Origin of the sequence: Pseudomonas sp. LAMO17WK12:I10 (genome assembly GCF_900215185.1) — a bacterium.
In the GTDB taxonomy this organism is placed as follows: Bacteria; Pseudomonadota; Gammaproteobacteria; order Pseudomonadales; family Pseudomonadaceae; genus Aquipseudomonas; species Aquipseudomonas chlororaphis.
The window spans coordinates 212144-225510 of the sequence record NZ_OBDX01000004.1; the positions used below are offsets into that span (position 1 = coordinate 212144).

Consider the following 13367-nt stretch of genomic DNA (forward strand, 5'->3'; position numbering starts at 1 on the left):
CATCTCACATTACAAAAAGACGGGCGGATTCTTCCGGAGCCCGAATCTGGCAAGCAGAGGTCACCGTGGAGCAAGAAGCGTGGCAGATATTGATCGTCGAGGACGATCAGCGACTGGCCGAGTTGACCTGTGAATATCTGCAGAGCAATGGATTGCGTGTCGCCATCGAAGGCAATGGCGCCTTGGCCGCGGCGCGGATCATTGCCGAACAACCCGATCTGGTGATCCTCGACCTGATGCTGCCCGGCGAGGATGGCCTGAGCATTTGCCGCAAGGTCCGCGATCGCTACGACGGGTCGATCCTGATGCTGACCGCGCGCACCGACGACATGGACCAGATACTGGGGCTGGACACTGGTGCCGACGATTACGTGTGCAAGCCGGTCCGTCCGCGCCTGTTGCTGGCCAGGATCCAGGCCCTGCTGCGGCGCAGCGAACCGGTGGAAAGCAGCGTGCCGGAGAAATCCCGGCGCCTGCAATTCGGTCCGCTGGTGGTGGACAGCGCCTTGCGCGAGGCCTGGCTGCACGATGCCGGGATCGAGTTGACCAGCGCCGAGTTCGACCTGCTCTGGCTGCTGGTGGCCAACGCCGGGCGCATTCTGTCCCGCGAGGAAATCTTCACCGCCCTGCGCGGCATCGGCTATGACGGCCAGGACCGCTCCATCGATGTGCGCATTTCGCGGATCCGCCCGAAAATCGGCGACGACCCGGAACACCCGCGGTTGATCAAGACCATCCGCAGCAAGGGTTATCTGTTCGTCCCCGAAGCCGCTGCCGACCTGTCGCCGTGAACTCCATATTCCTGCGCATCTACGGCGGCATGTGCGCCGCGCTGATTCTGGTGGCGCTGTTGGGCGTACTGGCGCTGCACCTGCTCAACCAGGTGCGTAGCGAGCAATACCGCGAGCGCCTGGCCCACGGCACGTTCTCGCTGATGGCCGACAACCTGCAACCCATGAGCGCAATCGAGCGCCGCCGCGCCCTGGCGGTGTGGGAGCGCTTGTTGGGCATCCCGCTGACCCTGCAGACCTTCACCCAGACCGGCCTCGACCTCGGGCAGCGCAACCGCGTTTTGCGCGGCCAGGCCCTGGTGGAGCAGACCGGGCCTTACGCGGCACGGGTCTACCGCCTGGTCAGCGAACCTGAGCAATTGTTGCTGACCGGTGAAGTGCAGCAGATCAGCGAACAACTGGCGCGGGCGACTATCTATCTGCTGGCCGACGAGTTGGTGCGCTTTCCGGTGGCCGAGCAGCCGGAACGCCTGGCGGCACTGAAAAAGAACAAAGGCTTTGGCTTCGACATGCACCTGGTCACCCAGGACGACGCGGACATGGACGAGGACCAGCGTCGCCGGGTGGCCGAGGGCGATACGGTGATGGCGCTGGGCAAGGGCGGCGATTCGATCCGTGTGTTCGCAGGGATGGTGGGCACGCCCTGGGTGCTGGAAATCGGCCCGCTGTACCAGATGAATCCCTACCCGCCGCAATGGCTGGTGTTGATCGCGGTGCTGGGCCTGAGCCTGATCGGCCTGATCGTCTATTTATTGGTACGCCAGCTGGAGCGGCGCTTGCGTGGCCTGGAATCGGCGGCCACGCGCATTGCCAAGGGCAGCCTGGAAGCCCGGGTGCCGGCCGGTGGCGCCGATTCCGTGGGCCGGTTGGCGGCGGCCTTCAATGGCATGGCCGAGCATTTGCAGCGCTTGCTGGCGATCCAGCGCGAGCTGGTGCGCGCGGTGTCCCATGAGTTGCGCACGCCGGTGGCGCGCCTGCGCTTTGGCCTGGAGATGATCGGCTCGGCGACCACCCCACAGGCCCGGGACAAGTACATGGAGGGCATGGACAACGATATCCAGGACCTCGACCGGCTGGTGGACGAAATGCTCACCTATGCGCGGCTGGAACAGGGTTCGCCGGCGCTGAACTTCCAGCGCATCGACCTGGACGCGCTGATCAACCAGGTGATTAGCGAGCTGGCGCCGTTGCGCGCGCAGGTCAAGGTACAGCGTGGTTCGTGCCTGTCCGCGGCGGATTGTGATGGCGCCTGGGTCGAGGCTGAGCCGCGCTACCTGCATCGGGCGTTGCAGAACTTGGTGAGCAACGCCATGCGCCACGCCGAGTCGCAGGTGCTGGTCAGTTACCAGGTGGGGCAGATGCGTTGCCGGGTCGATGTCGAGGACGATGGTCCGGGGGTTCCGGAAAGCGCCTGGGAGCGGATCTTCACCCCGTTCCTGCGCCTGGATGACAGCCGTACCCGCGCTTCGGGTGGGCACGGCCTGGGGTTGTCGATCGTGCGGCGGATCATTCACTGGCACGACGGCCGGGCGTTGATCAGCAGGAGCAAGACCCTCGGCGGCGCCTGCTTCAGCCTGAGCTGGCCACGGCATCAGGATAAAGGTTGAGGGCTTGCGCTCAGGTTCGTCCGGGCATCAAGCCCGGATGCTGACCAGGCTCAGCAGTTGCCCGTCCTGCAGGGCGAATTGCGCATCCAGTTCACTGCCATTGCGCCATTCGCTGGACAGGTCCGTCAGCAGGCGCAGGCGGACCTGGCCGCTGGCCGTCCACTCCAGCACTTCGGCGTGTTCGAAATAGAAGCGTTGCTGGACGATCGGGTACAGCGCCTTGAACAGGCTTTCCTTCACCGAAAAGGTCAGGGTGACCCAGAGCGCCAGTTGTTCCCGCGGGGCGGCGGCCATGCGCTGCATTTCGGCCGGGATGAGGATTTCCCCCGCCAGGCGTTCCGCCCGTTCGCTGTTGAGCAGGTTCTCCAGGTCCATGCCCAGCCCCCGCCAATGCTCCTTGCGCGCGACAATCGCCGCGGCACGCCCGGTGCTGTGGGTGATCGAGCCGCTGATGTGCGTCGGCCAGACCGGCGCCCGGTCCTCGCCGATCGGCGGAATGCAGTCCAGGCCGTCCAGGCGTTGCAGGGCGGCGCGGGCGCAGAAGCGACCGGCGAGAAACTCGGCCTGCCGTTTCGCCACCGAACGTTGAATGCTCGCGGGCGGCTCGATGGCGCTGAGCTGGAAGTCGTTGCTGGCCAGGCGCGAGGCATCGAAATGCGTGCCGAGCAGGACGACGTCCGGCAGGGCGTCGGGCAGCGGCCACTGGTCGTCGAGTGGGGTGCAGCAGGCGGGGAGGGTGGGGATGAGATTCATGCCAGGCATTTTGCCGGGTTGTAAGGCTGGAGGGTAGCCTGGCAAGCACTGGCCTCGATGCCGCCGCCCCGGGAATTGAGGCCTCGGGGCGGTCGACGCGGGGTCAGCCGAACAGCTTCTTGAAGAACGCCTGCATATCCGCCCATGAGCGTTCATCGGCGGCCTTGCTGTAGCCGATGTCCAGCCCGCCATGTTCGCTATGGCTCATGCGGTCGGCATCCGGATTGCTGAAGCTGTGCTTGGCGCCCTCGAGGTTGACGAACCGGTAGTCGGCGCCGGCCTTGTCCATTTCTGCCTTGAAGGCGCTGACGTTATCGGCGGTGACCATGCTGTCGAGGGCGCCGTGCTCCACCAGGATTTTCGCCTTGACGCTGCCAGGAGTGGCCGGGGTGCTGGTGACCAGGGCGCCATGGAAACTCACCACGCCGAGCAGGGGCAGGCCCTGGCGCGCCGCGTCCAGCACCACCTTGCCGCCGAAGCAGTAGCCGATCGCGGCCAGCTTGGCCGGGTCGGTCTGTGGTTGTTTTTTCAGCAGGTCGAGCCCGGCCTTGAAGCGCGCGCTGGCGGCGGCATTGTCTTTCGAGGCGGCCTGCATGAAGGCCATGGCGTCTTTCGGGTGCTCGGTGTTCTTGCCGTCGCCGTACATATCGATGGCCAGGGCGCTGTAGCCCAAGGCCGCGAGATCCCGGGCCCGGCGTTTGGCGTAGTCGTTCAGGCCCCACCACTCATGCACCACCACGACGCCGGGACGAGGCCCTTGCAGGCTGTCGTCATAGGCGTAGTAGCCGATGAGCCGGGTACCGTCGGGGCTCTGGTAGGGGATTTCCTGGGTCTTGATGGCTGCCTGGCTCAAGCCGCAGAAAGCCAACAACAAGCAAGCGAAAAGCGCGCGCATGGTCCGTTCTCCTTTTAAAAGACTGCCAGACAGCCTAGTCGATTTGATTCAGCCGAGGTTCAGAGTGTGTTCAGGGGGAGTTCAGGGCGGGGTCGGTAGTCTGGCTCCCGTACCCAAAAACACATAGCGAATGAGGAAACACCCCATGACTACTTTCAAGAAGATGATCCTGGCCTTCACTGTTCTCGGCGCCAGCGCTGTCGTCCAGGCCGCCGACAGCAACTTCGCCAGCCTTACCTATGGCCAGACCAGCGACAAGGTCAAGAAGTCCAGCCTGCTCAACAGCAACCTGAACAACCCGAACGCCGACGGTGTGATCGGCAAGGACAACACCTGGGGCGTGCGCCTGGGTCAGCAGAATGACCAGCACCGCTACTACGCTACCTACGACAATGTCTCCGGCTCGCACAATGGCATTAAACTGCGCCAGGAAAACCTGCTCGGCAGCTACGATGTGTTCCTGCCGGTGACCAGCAGCACCAAGCTGTTCGGCGGCGGTACCGCGGGCCTGACCAAGCTGACCCAGGATTCCCCAGGCTTCAGCCGCGACAGCGATATCGGTTATGCCGTCGGCGTGCAGGCCGGTGTCCTGCAGCAGGTTTCACAGAACACCTCGGTCGAACTGGGTTACCGTTACCTGCGCAGCAATGCCAGCACCGAGATGAGCGAGCGCAGCGGCAGCAAGCAGGGTTCGCTGAGCCTGACCAGCAGTGCCCAGACATACCTGTCGGCCAACTACGCTTTCTAAAATATTGTCCTGGTTCTGACCGCGCCGGATCTGCCAAGGCAGGATCCGGCGTTGCCATATATACGATCAGGGCGCCTGAGCGCCCTTGGAGATGTCGAATTTTGCCTGGGAGAGCTGCATGAAACTGCTCGTCGTTGAAGATGAGGCGCTGCTGCGCCATCACTTGCAAACCCGCCTCACGGACAGCGGCCATGTGGTCGAGTCTGTGGCCAATGCCGAGGAGGCGCTGTATCAGACCGAGCAGTTCAACCATGATCTGGCGGTGATCGACCTGGGCCTGCCGGGCATGGGTGGGCTGGACCTGATCCGCCAGCTGCGCTCGCGGGGCAAGGCGTTTCCAATCCTGATCCTGACGGCTCGCGGCAACTGGCAGGACAAGGTCGAAGGGCTGGCCGCCGGTGCCGACGACTATGTGGTCAAGCCCTTCCAGTTCGAGGAGCTGGACGCGCGCCTGAATGCGCTGCTGCGCCGCTCCAGCGGGTTCACCCAGTCGACCATCATCGCTGGTCCGCTGCTGCTCGACCTGAATCGCAAGCAGGCCTCGCTCGACGAACAACCGCTGGCGCTGACCGCCTACGAATACCGGATTCTCGAGTACCTCATGCGCCACCATCAGCAGGTGGTGGCCAAGGACCGCTTGATGGAACAGCTGTACCCGGACGATGACGAGCGCGATCCGAACGTGATCGAGGTGCTGGTCGGCCGCCTGCGGCGCAAGCTGGAAGGCCCTTCGGGCTTCAAGCCCATCGATACCGTGCGTGGCCTGGGTTATCTGTTCAACGAGCGCTGCCGATGATTCGATCGTTACGCCTGCGCCTGATGCTGGCGGCCACGACGCTGGCGGTGCTGTTCATGCTGGCGTTGTTGCCGGCCATGCAAGGCGCGTTCAGCCTGGCGCTGCAGGATTCCATCGAGCAGCGCCTGGCCTCCGATGTGACCACGCTGATCTCGGCGGCCCGGGTCGAGAACAATCACCTGCAAATGCCGGCGCAACTGCCGGACGAGCGTTTCAACCTGACCGACAGCCGTCTGCTGGGCTACATCTATGACCGGGAGGGGCGGCTGGTCTGGCGCTCCAAGGCGACCCAGGAAGAGAACATCAACTACAAGCCGCGTTATGACGGCCGCGGCAATGAGTTCGCGCGAATCCGCGAAGCCAACGGCCAGGAGTTTTTTGTCTACGACGTCGAGGTCAAGCTGCTCGGCGGTAAGAGCGCGGCGTTCAGCATCGTCGCCTTGCAGCCGGTGCGTGAGTACCAGCTGACCCTGGAAGGGGTGCGGGAAAACCTCTACCTCGGTTTCGGCGCCGCGTTGCTGGTGCTCCTGGCGCTGCTCTGGCTCGGCCTGACCTGGGGCCTGCAAGCCTTGCGCCGGCTGAGCCAGGAACTGGACGAAATCGAAAGCGGCACCCGGCAAAGCCTCAGCGAAGAACATCCGCGCGAACTGTTGCGCCTGACCGGCTCGTTGAACCGCTTGCTGCACAGCGAGCGCGAGCAACGCAGCCGTTATCGCGATTCCCTGGATGACCTGGCCCACAGCCTGAAGACCCCGCTGACGGTATTGCAAGGGGTCAGCGAGGACATGGCCCTGCGTCCTCAAGACCGCGAACAGGCCTGGGTGCTGCAGACCCAGATCGAACGCATGAGCCAACAGATCAGCTACCAGCTGCAGCGTGCTAGCCTGCGCAAGAGCGGCCTGGTGCGCCACCAGGTGCGTTTGCGTCCGGTGTTGAAAAGCCTGTGCGACACCCTGGACAAGGTCTATCGCGACAAACAGGTGCGGGTCTCGTTCGACTTGCCGGAGCGCTGCTATGTGCCGATCGAGCATGGCGCCTTGCTCGAATTGCTGGGCAACCTGCTGGAGAACGCCTACCGCCTGTGCCTGAGCGAGGTGCGCATCAGTGTCCGCCAAGACCTCCACGGCGCGCAGTTGTGTGTCGAGGACGACGGGCCGGGCGTGCCGCCAGACCAGCGGGCGCGGATTCTCCAGCGCGGCGAACGGCTGGATCGCCAGCATCCGGGGCAGGGGATCGGCCTGGCGGTGGTCAAGGACATCATCGACAGCTACGGCGCGCAACTGACCCTTGGCGATTCCACCCTGGGCGGGGCGGCGTTCCGCATTCACTTCCCGGTAATTTGATCGGCGCGCTCAGGTTTCCTGGGCGCGGTAGGCGCCCGGGGTCAGCCCGGTCCACTTCTTGAACGCGCGGTGAAAGGCCGATGGCTCGGAAAAGCCGGTCTGCTCGGCGATCTGTTGCAACGACAGGTCGGCCCGACGCAGATGGTAGATGGCGATATCGCGCCGCAACTGATCCTTCAATTCCTGAAAGCTCGTGCCTTCTTCGCGCAAGTGCCGGCGCAGGGTCTGTGGGCTGATGTGCAGGTGCTGGGCGATGCTTTCCAGGTCCGGCCAATGGTTGCTGTCGCGGCTGAGCAGGCGGCGTAGCTGGCTGCTCAGGCTGTCGCCGTCGTCCGGGCGGGCCAGCAGGTCGGCGGGGGAGCGTTCAAGGAAGTGCTTGAGGGTTCGTTCGTCCTGCAGCAGCGGCATGCTCAGGTAGCGACTATGGAATAGCAGGCTGCTGCAGTCGCGGGAAAACACCAGGGGGCAGGGGAACAGCAGGTCGTATTCGTTGCCGTGCTCGGGTTTCGGGTAGCTGAAACAGGCCTGCTCGAGGCGGATGCGCTGGCCGATCAACCAACTGCCGAGGCGATGCCAGATCACCAGCAGGCTCTCGCTGAGGAAGTGGTCCGGGTCCCACAGCGCGGCGTCATCCAGGCTCAGGCGGGTCATGTCCCCTTCGCGCGTCAGGCTCAGCCGCGGTGCCTGGGGGAACAGGCTATAGAACAGCAGGCCGCGCTGCAGGGCCTTCTCCAGGTTGCTGCAGTGGATCAGGGCGTGGCACATCATGGCGAAGGTGCCGCGCTTGCTCGGGCCGTCGCCAAACCCCAGGTACTCGTCGTCCAGGACTTGCCAGAGCTGTTGCAGCAGGCTGGCGAACTGCTCGGGGGCGATACGGGCCTTGGGTTCGTTGAGCAGTTCGAGGCTGATGCCCAGGGTCTGCAGCAACTCCGAACAGTCGTAGCCCCGCCGACGCGCCCCGCCCAGGGCGGCGCGGGCGAAATGACTGGCGATGGTGCGTTCGCGCATGAAGGTTGATCCGTCCATTAAGTGGCGGATGTTAACAGCCGACAACGACTGGGCAAGGCGGATATCCGCCAAATTGTAGGACGAGCGTCGGGCGATGGGCGGAAATCCGCCACTTCATGTAGGGGCAGGGAGAGCGAGGGCGAGCGCAAACCCTGATGTCCAAAGGCCTTCAGGGTTTTTCGACAAGCTGGCACGGGCTTTGCGATAGCGAGCAAGGAGAAGGGAGCAGCGAAAGGTGTTCCCCGCCGCTCTACACAACAAATCCCTCCAGTGCAGGAGGGTTCGCACTTTAGGCGTCGTGTGCATCGATGGATGGTGTGCAACGGTGCTCTTGAGGAACTTTGCAATGACGACTCGTCAGCCACTGTACAAATCCCTGTATTTCCAGGTGATCGTTGCCATCGCCATCGGCATCCTGCTCGGTCACTTCTACCCGCAGACCGGTGTGGCCCTCAAGCCGCTGGGTGACGGGTTCATCAAACTGATCAAGATGGTCATCGCGCCCATCATCTTCTGTACGGTCGTCAGCGGTATCGCGGGCATGCAGAACATGAAATCGGTGGGCAAGACCGGTGGCTACGCGCTGCTGTACTTCGAAATCGTTTCGACCATCGCCCTGCTGATCGGCCTGGTCGTGGTCAACGTGGTGCAACCGGGCAACGGCATGCACATCGACGTGTCCACCCTGGATGCCTCGAAAGTGGCGGCCTACGTCACCGCCGGCAAGGACCAGAGCATCGTCGGCTTCATCCTCAACGTCATTCCGAACACCATCGTCGGCGCCTTCGCCAACGGCGACATCCTGCAAGTGCTGATGTTCTCGGTGATCTTCGGTTTCGCCCTGCACCGCCTGGGTGCCTACGGCAAGCCGGTGCTGGACTTCATCGACCGTTTCGCCCACGTGATGTTCAACATCATCAACATGATCATGAAGCTCGCGCCGATCGGTGCGCTGGGTGCCATGGCCTTCACCATCGGCGCCTACGGCGTGGGTTCGCTGGTGCAACTGGGCCAGCTGATGATCTGCTTCTACATCACCTGCGTGCTGTTCGTGCTGGTGGTGCTGGGCGCCATCTGCCGTGCCCACGGTTTCAGCGTGCTGAAGCTGATCCGCTACATCCGTGAAGAGCTGCTGATCGTGCTGGGTACTTCCTCGTCTGAATCGGCCCTGCCACGCATGCTGATCAAGATGGAACGTCTGGGCGCGAAGAAGTCGGTAGTGGGCCTGGTGATCCCGACCGGTTATTCCTTCAACCTCGACGGTACTTCGATCTACCTGACCATGGCGGCCGTGTTCATCGCCCAGGCGACCGACACCCACATGGACATCACTCACCAGATCACCCTGCTGCTGGTGCTGCTGCTGTCCTCCAAAGGCGCCGCGGGCGTGACCGGTAGCGGCTTCATCGTGCTGGCGGCGACCCTGTCGGCCGTGGGGCACCTGCCGGTGGCCGGCCTGGCGCTGATCCTGGGTATCGACCGCTTCATGTCCGAAGCCCGCGCGCTGACCAACCTGGTGGGTAACGCGGTAGCCACCGTAGTGGTCGCCAAGTGGGTCAAGGAGCTGGACGAAGACAAGTTGCAGGCCGAGCTGGCTTCCGGTGGTCGTGCTATCAGCGACACCCGCGAAGAAGATGACCTGGGCGTTGCCGAAGGCCCAACCCCGACGTCCGTGAAGTAACTTCACCGCGTCGATGAAAAACCCGCTGCGGCGGGTTTTTTCATGCCCGGGGTTTGAGCGCAACGGTCAGCCCGGGTGGCGCTTGTGGTGATTGCCGGGCCTCGAGACGCTGCCTACTCTGTGGGCAGTCAATCGGCAAGGGAGGGTGCTCATGCAAGGGCCACTGGCGTCACTCAAGGTACTGGATTTCTCCACGCTGCTGCCGGGGCCGTTCGCCTCCTTGCTGCTGGCGGACATGGGCGCCGAGGTGCTGCGCATCGAGTCGCCGACCCGCATGGACCTGCTGCGGGTGCTGCCGCCCCACGATCAGGGTGTCTCCGCCAGCCATGCCTACCTCAATCGCAATAAACGCAGCCTGGCGCTGGACCTCAAGCAGCCCGAGGCGCTGGAGGTGATCCGCCAACTGGTGCTGGAGTACGACATCGTCCTGGAGCAGTTCCGCCCCGGGGTGATGGAGCGCCTGGGGCTGGGCTACGAGGCGCTGAAGGCGCTCAACCCGAAGCTGATCTATGTCTCGATCACCGGTTACGGCCAGACCGGCCCGTACCGGGACCGCGCCGGCCATGACATCAATTACCTGGCCCTGGCTGGCCTGGCCAGCTACACCGGGCGCAAGGACAGCGGGCCGCTGCCCCTGGGCATCCAGGCGGCGGATATCGCCGGCGGTTCGCTGCATGGGGTCATCGGCCTGCTCGCGGCGGTGATTGCCCGCCAGCACAGCGGCCTGGGGCAGCACCTAGACGTGAGCATGACCGATTGCGTGTTCAGCCTGAACGCCATGGCCGGAGCCGGCTACCTGGCGTGCGGGATCGAACCCGCGGCGGAGCAGCAGGTGCTCAATGGCGGCAGCTTCTATGACTATTACCGCAGTCGGGATGGTCGCTGGCTGTCGGTGGGCAGCCTGGAGCCGCCGTTCATGCAGGCGCTGTGCAAGGCCCTGGGGCGTCCGGAACTGGCGGCCCAGGGGCTGTCACCGCAGCCGGAACAACAGCAGGCGCTCAAGCAGGCCTTGCAGGTCGAGTTCGAGAAGCACGATTTTGCCGAGCTCTGCGAGTTGTTTGCTGGGGTCGACGCCTGCGTCGAACCGGTGCTGGGCCTGGCGGAGGCGGTGGCGCATCCGCAGTTGCAGGCACGACAACTGGTCAGCCAGGTGCCGCGTGGCGATGGCAGCTACCAGGCGCAGATGGCCTGTCCGCTGAAGTTTTCCCAGGGGCTGCCGGAGCCGCGGCATATCGGGGCGGAACTGGGCGCCCATAGCGACCAGGTGCTGGCCGAGCTGGGTTACAGCGCGCAGCGCATCGCTGAGCTACGCCAGGGCCGGGTCATCCTGTAGGACGCCAGGGCCGGGTTCACTCCACCCGCATCTCGCCGCTGAATACCAGGGTGTGCCGGCAACGCCGGCACAGATAACGCCGGCCCTGGGCGACCAGGCGATGGCGCTGGGCGGAAAACGGGAAGTCGTTGTCGCAGGGGCAGCGGTAGATGTAGCGGGTCACGCTGCGGCGCTGGATCTCGTAGGTGTGGCAGCGATTGGGCGGCAGTTCGTACACGCCGCGCATGATCAGTTGCCATTCTTCGCCGTGGGGCTGAATGCGCTCGCCGAACAGTTGGTGGGCGATCAGGTGCGCGACTTCATGGGCCACGGTCTGTTTGAGGAAGTCTTCGGTGTTTTCCCGGTACAGCTGCGGGTTGAAGCGCAGCAGGTTCTCGTGCAGGTGGGCGACACCGGCTTTCTGGCCGAGCAACTTGAGGCTGACCACCGGGCGTTTGAAAGGTCGTTTGAAAAAGGATTCAGCGAGTTGGAAACAGTCTTCGACGCGGGTATTGAGTTGCTCGGGCATGCTTAACGGCTCTCCAGAGCGGATGAGTATGCCGCAAAGCCGATGCATTCCGAATCGTCCAGGCGCCGAATGGTCGTTGCGCAGATTAGAAGGCCGCCTTGCGGCGGCCTGTGTTGGCAGATTGTGTTGGTTTTTTGAGCGACGTCAGTTGGTGTAAACGGGGCCGACGCCAAGACCCCAGACGATCACGGTGAACGCCATGATCGCGACCAGCACCACCAGCCCAACGGCCAGTACGGAGCTTGAGAACAGGAAACCTTCGTCCGAGGGAATGTTCATGAAGGTCGGCAACCCGACATACAGCAGGTAGACGGTGTAGCAGATGGCGGCCGTGCCGACGATCATGCCGAGCCACATGTGCGGATACAGCGCCGCCAGGCCGCCGATGAACAGGGGCGTCGCGGTATAGGTGGCGAACGCGATGCAGCGCGCCAGGCTCGGGCTGGCGTCGTAGGTGCGGGCCATCCAGTGGACGAAGGCGCCCATGACCGCGACCCCGCCCAGCATCGCCAGGTACGACATGATGGTCATCCACAGCGCGCTTTCCATGGTCAGCATGACCGGTGCTCGATTGCCGATGACCCAACCGACCTGGGTGGTGCCGATAAACGCCGAAATCGCCGGAATCGCCGCGAGAATCAGCGTGTGGGTGAGGTACATGTGGCTGATGCTTTCCTCTTCGTCGCCACGTATTTCTCGCCATTCCTGATCGGGGTGGGTGAAGAGTCCCACGACATGATGAATCATAGTCAGTCACTCCTTTGTTATTGCCATCGCCCCCCAACGGAGCGCCTACGGGCCAGCGGCCAAGTAAGTAAAGGTCTGAATACGTGTGCGACCTTATGTCGCAGTATAGAAAGGACTGACTTGCAAAGGTCATGGGCGTTAGAGCAAATCGCGCTGTCGGCGCGGCTGGTAATCGCATTCGGCGATTTGATCGGTCGGCTGGCGCCCAGCGCTTCGCCCGCGCGCGGTTTTTGCGTAAAATGACCGGCTTTTCGTCACACACTGCGGATTTCAAGCGCCATGGGCACTCTTACGGTCAACCAGAACAAACTGCAGAAACGCTTGCGCCGCCAGGCCGGGGAAGCGGTCGCCGACTTCAACATGATCGAAGACGGCGACAAGGTCATGGTCTGCCTGTCCGGCGGCAAGGACAGCTACACCATGCTCGACGTGCTGATGCACCTGCAGAAGGTTGCACCGATCAAGTTCGACATCGTCGCCGTGAACATGGACCAGAAGCAGCCCGGGTTCCCCGAGCACGTATTGCCGGCCTACCTCGAGACACTGGGTGTGGAATACCACATCGTCGAGAAGGACACCTATTCGGTGGTCAAGGAACTGATACCGGAAGGCAAGACCACCTGTTCGCTGTGCTCGCGCCTGCGTCGCGGCACCCTGTACACCTTCGCCGACGAGATCGGCGCGACCAAGATGGCCCTGGGTCACCACCGGGACGACATCGTCGAGACCTTCTTCCTCAACATGTTCTACAACGGCTCGCTCAAGGCCATGCCGCCCAAGCTGCGGGCCGACGACGGGCGTAATGTGGTGATCCGTCCCCTGGCCTATTGCAGCGAGAAGGACATCCAGGCCTATTCCGACCTCAAGCAGTTCCCGATCATCCCGTGCAACCTCTGCGGCTCCCAGGAAAACCTGCAGCGCCAGGTGGTCAAGGAAATGCTCCAGGAATGGGAACGCAAGACCCCGGGCCGTACCGAAAGCATTTTCCGCGGCCTGCAGAACGTGGTGCCGTCGCAGCTGGCGGACCGCAACCTGTTCGACTTCACCAGCCTGAAGATCGATGAAACCGCGGCTTCGCGTTTCGTCAATGTGGTGAACCTCTGAGTCGTCTCGCGGCTCTGTATCGTGGAATCACGGCGCTCCTTCGAGCGCCGTTT

Annotated in this window: 13 protein-coding genes; 8 read left to right on the forward strand and 5 right to left on the reverse strand. The window is 63.4% G+C overall.

Going from position 1 to position 13367, the window contains the following annotated elements; translation table 11 throughout:
- Window positions 1–65 precede the first annotated feature (65 nt).
- Together CRO75_RS07085 and CRO75_RS07090 are read left to right on the forward strand one after the other, a co-directional pair.
- Window positions 66–791 (forward strand): winged helix-turn-helix domain-containing protein, encoded by a 726-nt coding sequence (locus CRO75_RS07085; RefSeq protein WP_097134845.1) that lies wholly within the window; start codon window positions 66–68, stop codon window positions 789–791.
- A complete protein-coding gene (locus CRO75_RS07090) occupies window positions 788–2398 on the forward strand; it encodes an ATP-binding protein (protein ID WP_097134846.1) in 1611 nt (536 codons plus the stop codon). The genes CRO75_RS07085 and CRO75_RS07090 overlap by 4 nt, the downstream gene beginning before the upstream one ends.
- 27 nt (window positions 2399–2425) lie before the next feature.
- On the opposite strand, the gene CRO75_RS07095 is transcribed toward CRO75_RS07090, so the two are convergent.
- Together CRO75_RS07095 and CRO75_RS07100 are read right to left on the reverse strand one after the other, a co-directional pair.
- Window positions 2426–3151: a 4'-phosphopantetheinyl transferase gene (locus CRO75_RS07095; protein WP_062824965.1), complete on the reverse strand. Its 726-nt coding sequence runs from the start codon at window positions 3149–3151 to the stop codon at window positions 2426–2428.
- A 103-nt stretch (window positions 3152–3254) separates the two neighbouring features.
- Window positions 3255–4046 (reverse strand): dienelactone hydrolase family protein, encoded by a 792-nt coding sequence (locus CRO75_RS07100; protein ID WP_097134847.1) that lies wholly within the window; start codon window positions 4044–4046, stop codon window positions 3255–3257.
- Between the two features lie 145 nt (window positions 4047–4191).
- Here CRO75_RS07100 and CRO75_RS07105 point away from each other — a divergent pair, with 145 nt between their 5' ends.
- The 3 genes from CRO75_RS07105 to CRO75_RS07115 all read left to right on the forward strand — a co-directional run bounded on the left by CRO75_RS07105 (window position 4192) and on the right by CRO75_RS07115 (window position 6933).
- Complete coding sequence (locus CRO75_RS07105) at window positions 4192–4794, forward strand: hypothetical protein (RefSeq protein ID WP_007931772.1); 603 nt, start codon at window positions 4192–4194, stop codon at window positions 4792–4794.
- Window positions 4795–4912: 118 nt separating this feature from the next.
- A complete protein-coding gene (locus CRO75_RS07110; protein WP_007931776.1) occupies window positions 4913–5590 on the forward strand; it encodes a response regulator in 678 nt (225 codons plus the stop codon).
- Window positions 5587–6933 (forward strand): ATP-binding protein, encoded by a 1347-nt coding sequence (locus CRO75_RS07115; protein ID WP_097134848.1) that lies wholly within the window; start codon window positions 5587–5589, stop codon window positions 6931–6933. The genes CRO75_RS07110 and CRO75_RS07115 overlap by 4 nt, the downstream gene beginning before the upstream one ends.
- A 9-nt stretch (window positions 6934–6942) precedes the next feature.
- On the opposite strand, the gene CRO75_RS07120 is transcribed toward CRO75_RS07115, so the two are convergent.
- Window positions 6943–7941: an AraC family transcriptional regulator gene (locus tag CRO75_RS07120; RefSeq protein ID WP_085531918.1), complete on the reverse strand. Its 999-nt coding sequence runs from the start codon at window positions 7939–7941 to the stop codon at window positions 6943–6945.
- A gap of 346 nt (window positions 7942–8287) precedes the next feature.
- On the opposite strand from CRO75_RS07120, the gene CRO75_RS07125 reads away from it, so the two are divergent.
- Both CRO75_RS07125 and CRO75_RS07130 read left to right on the forward strand, forming a co-directional pair.
- Complete coding sequence (locus tag CRO75_RS07125; protein ID WP_097134849.1) at window positions 8288–9622, forward strand: dicarboxylate/amino acid:cation symporter; 1335 nt, start codon at window positions 8288–8290, stop codon at window positions 9620–9622.
- 151 nt (window positions 9623–9773) lie between these two features.
- Window positions 9774–10955 carry a CaiB/BaiF CoA-transferase family protein gene (locus CRO75_RS07130; RefSeq protein WP_097134850.1) on the forward strand — a complete coding sequence of 394 codons (1182 nt, stop codon included), beginning with the start codon at window positions 9774–9776 and terminating at the stop codon, window positions 10953–10955.
- A 16-nt stretch (window positions 10956–10971) separates the two neighbouring features.
- Here the strand turns inward: CRO75_RS07130 and CRO75_RS07135 are convergent, their stop codons facing one another.
- Both CRO75_RS07135 and CRO75_RS07140 read right to left on the reverse strand, forming a co-directional pair.
- Window positions 10972–11463 carry a SprT family zinc-dependent metalloprotease gene (locus CRO75_RS07135; protein WP_097134851.1) on the reverse strand — a complete coding sequence of 164 codons (492 nt, stop codon included), beginning with the start codon at window positions 11461–11463 and terminating at the stop codon, window positions 10972–10974.
- Between the two features lie 144 nt (window positions 11464–11607).
- Complete coding sequence (locus CRO75_RS07140) at window positions 11608–12210, reverse strand: Yip1 family protein (protein ID WP_007931790.1); 603 nt, start codon at window positions 12208–12210, stop codon at window positions 11608–11610.
- Window positions 12211–12489: 279 nt separating this feature from the next.
- Between CRO75_RS07140 and ttcA the strand changes: the two genes are divergently transcribed.
- On the forward strand, window positions 12490–13314 hold the full coding sequence (gene ttcA / locus CRO75_RS07145) for a tRNA 2-thiocytidine(32) synthetase TtcA (RefSeq protein ID WP_007931792.1): 825 nt from the start codon (window positions 12490–12492) through the stop codon (window positions 13312–13314).
- Window positions 13315–13367: the final 53 nt, after the last annotated feature.

What these genes read in the sequence shown, in the direction of transcription:
- CRO75_RS07095 (WP_062824965.1), bottom strand. Translation starts at nt 3,151, where the DNA reads ATGAATCTCATCCCCACCCTCCCCGCCTGCTGCACCCCACTCGACGAC.
- CRO75_RS07100 (WP_097134847.1), bottom strand. Translation starts at nt 4,046, where the DNA reads ATGCGCGCGCTTTTCGCTTGCTTGTTGTTGGCTTTCTGCGGCTTGAGC.
- CRO75_RS07105 (WP_007931772.1), top strand. Translation starts at nt 4,192, where the DNA reads ATGACTACTTTCAAGAAGATGATCCTGGCCTTCACTGTTCTCGGCGCC.
- CRO75_RS07110 (WP_007931776.1), top strand. Translation starts at nt 4,913, where the DNA reads ATGAAACTGCTCGTCGTTGAAGATGAGGCGCTGCTGCGCCATCACTTG.
- CRO75_RS07115 (WP_097134848.1), top strand. Translation starts at nt 5,587, where the DNA reads ATGATTCGATCGTTACGCCTGCGCCTGATGCTGGCGGCCACGACGCTG.
- CRO75_RS07120 (WP_085531918.1), bottom strand. Translation starts at nt 7,941, where the DNA reads ATGCGCGAACGCACCATCGCCAGTCATTTCGCCCGCGCCGCCCTGGGC.
- CRO75_RS07125 (WP_097134849.1), top strand. Translation starts at nt 8,288, where the DNA reads ATGACGACTCGTCAGCCACTGTACAAATCCCTGTATTTCCAGGTGATC.
- CRO75_RS07130 (WP_097134850.1), top strand. Translation starts at nt 9,774, where the DNA reads ATGCAAGGGCCACTGGCGTCACTCAAGGTACTGGATTTCTCCACGCTG.
- CRO75_RS07135 (WP_097134851.1), bottom strand. Translation starts at nt 11,463, where the DNA reads ATGCCCGAGCAACTCAATACCCGCGTCGAAGACTGTTTCCAACTCGCT.
- CRO75_RS07140 (WP_007931790.1), bottom strand. Translation starts at nt 12,210, where the DNA reads ATGATTCATCATGTCGTGGGACTCTTCACCCACCCCGATCAGGAATGG.
- ttcA (WP_007931792.1), top strand. Translation starts at nt 12,490, where the DNA reads ATGGGCACTCTTACGGTCAACCAGAACAAACTGCAGAAACGCTTGCGC.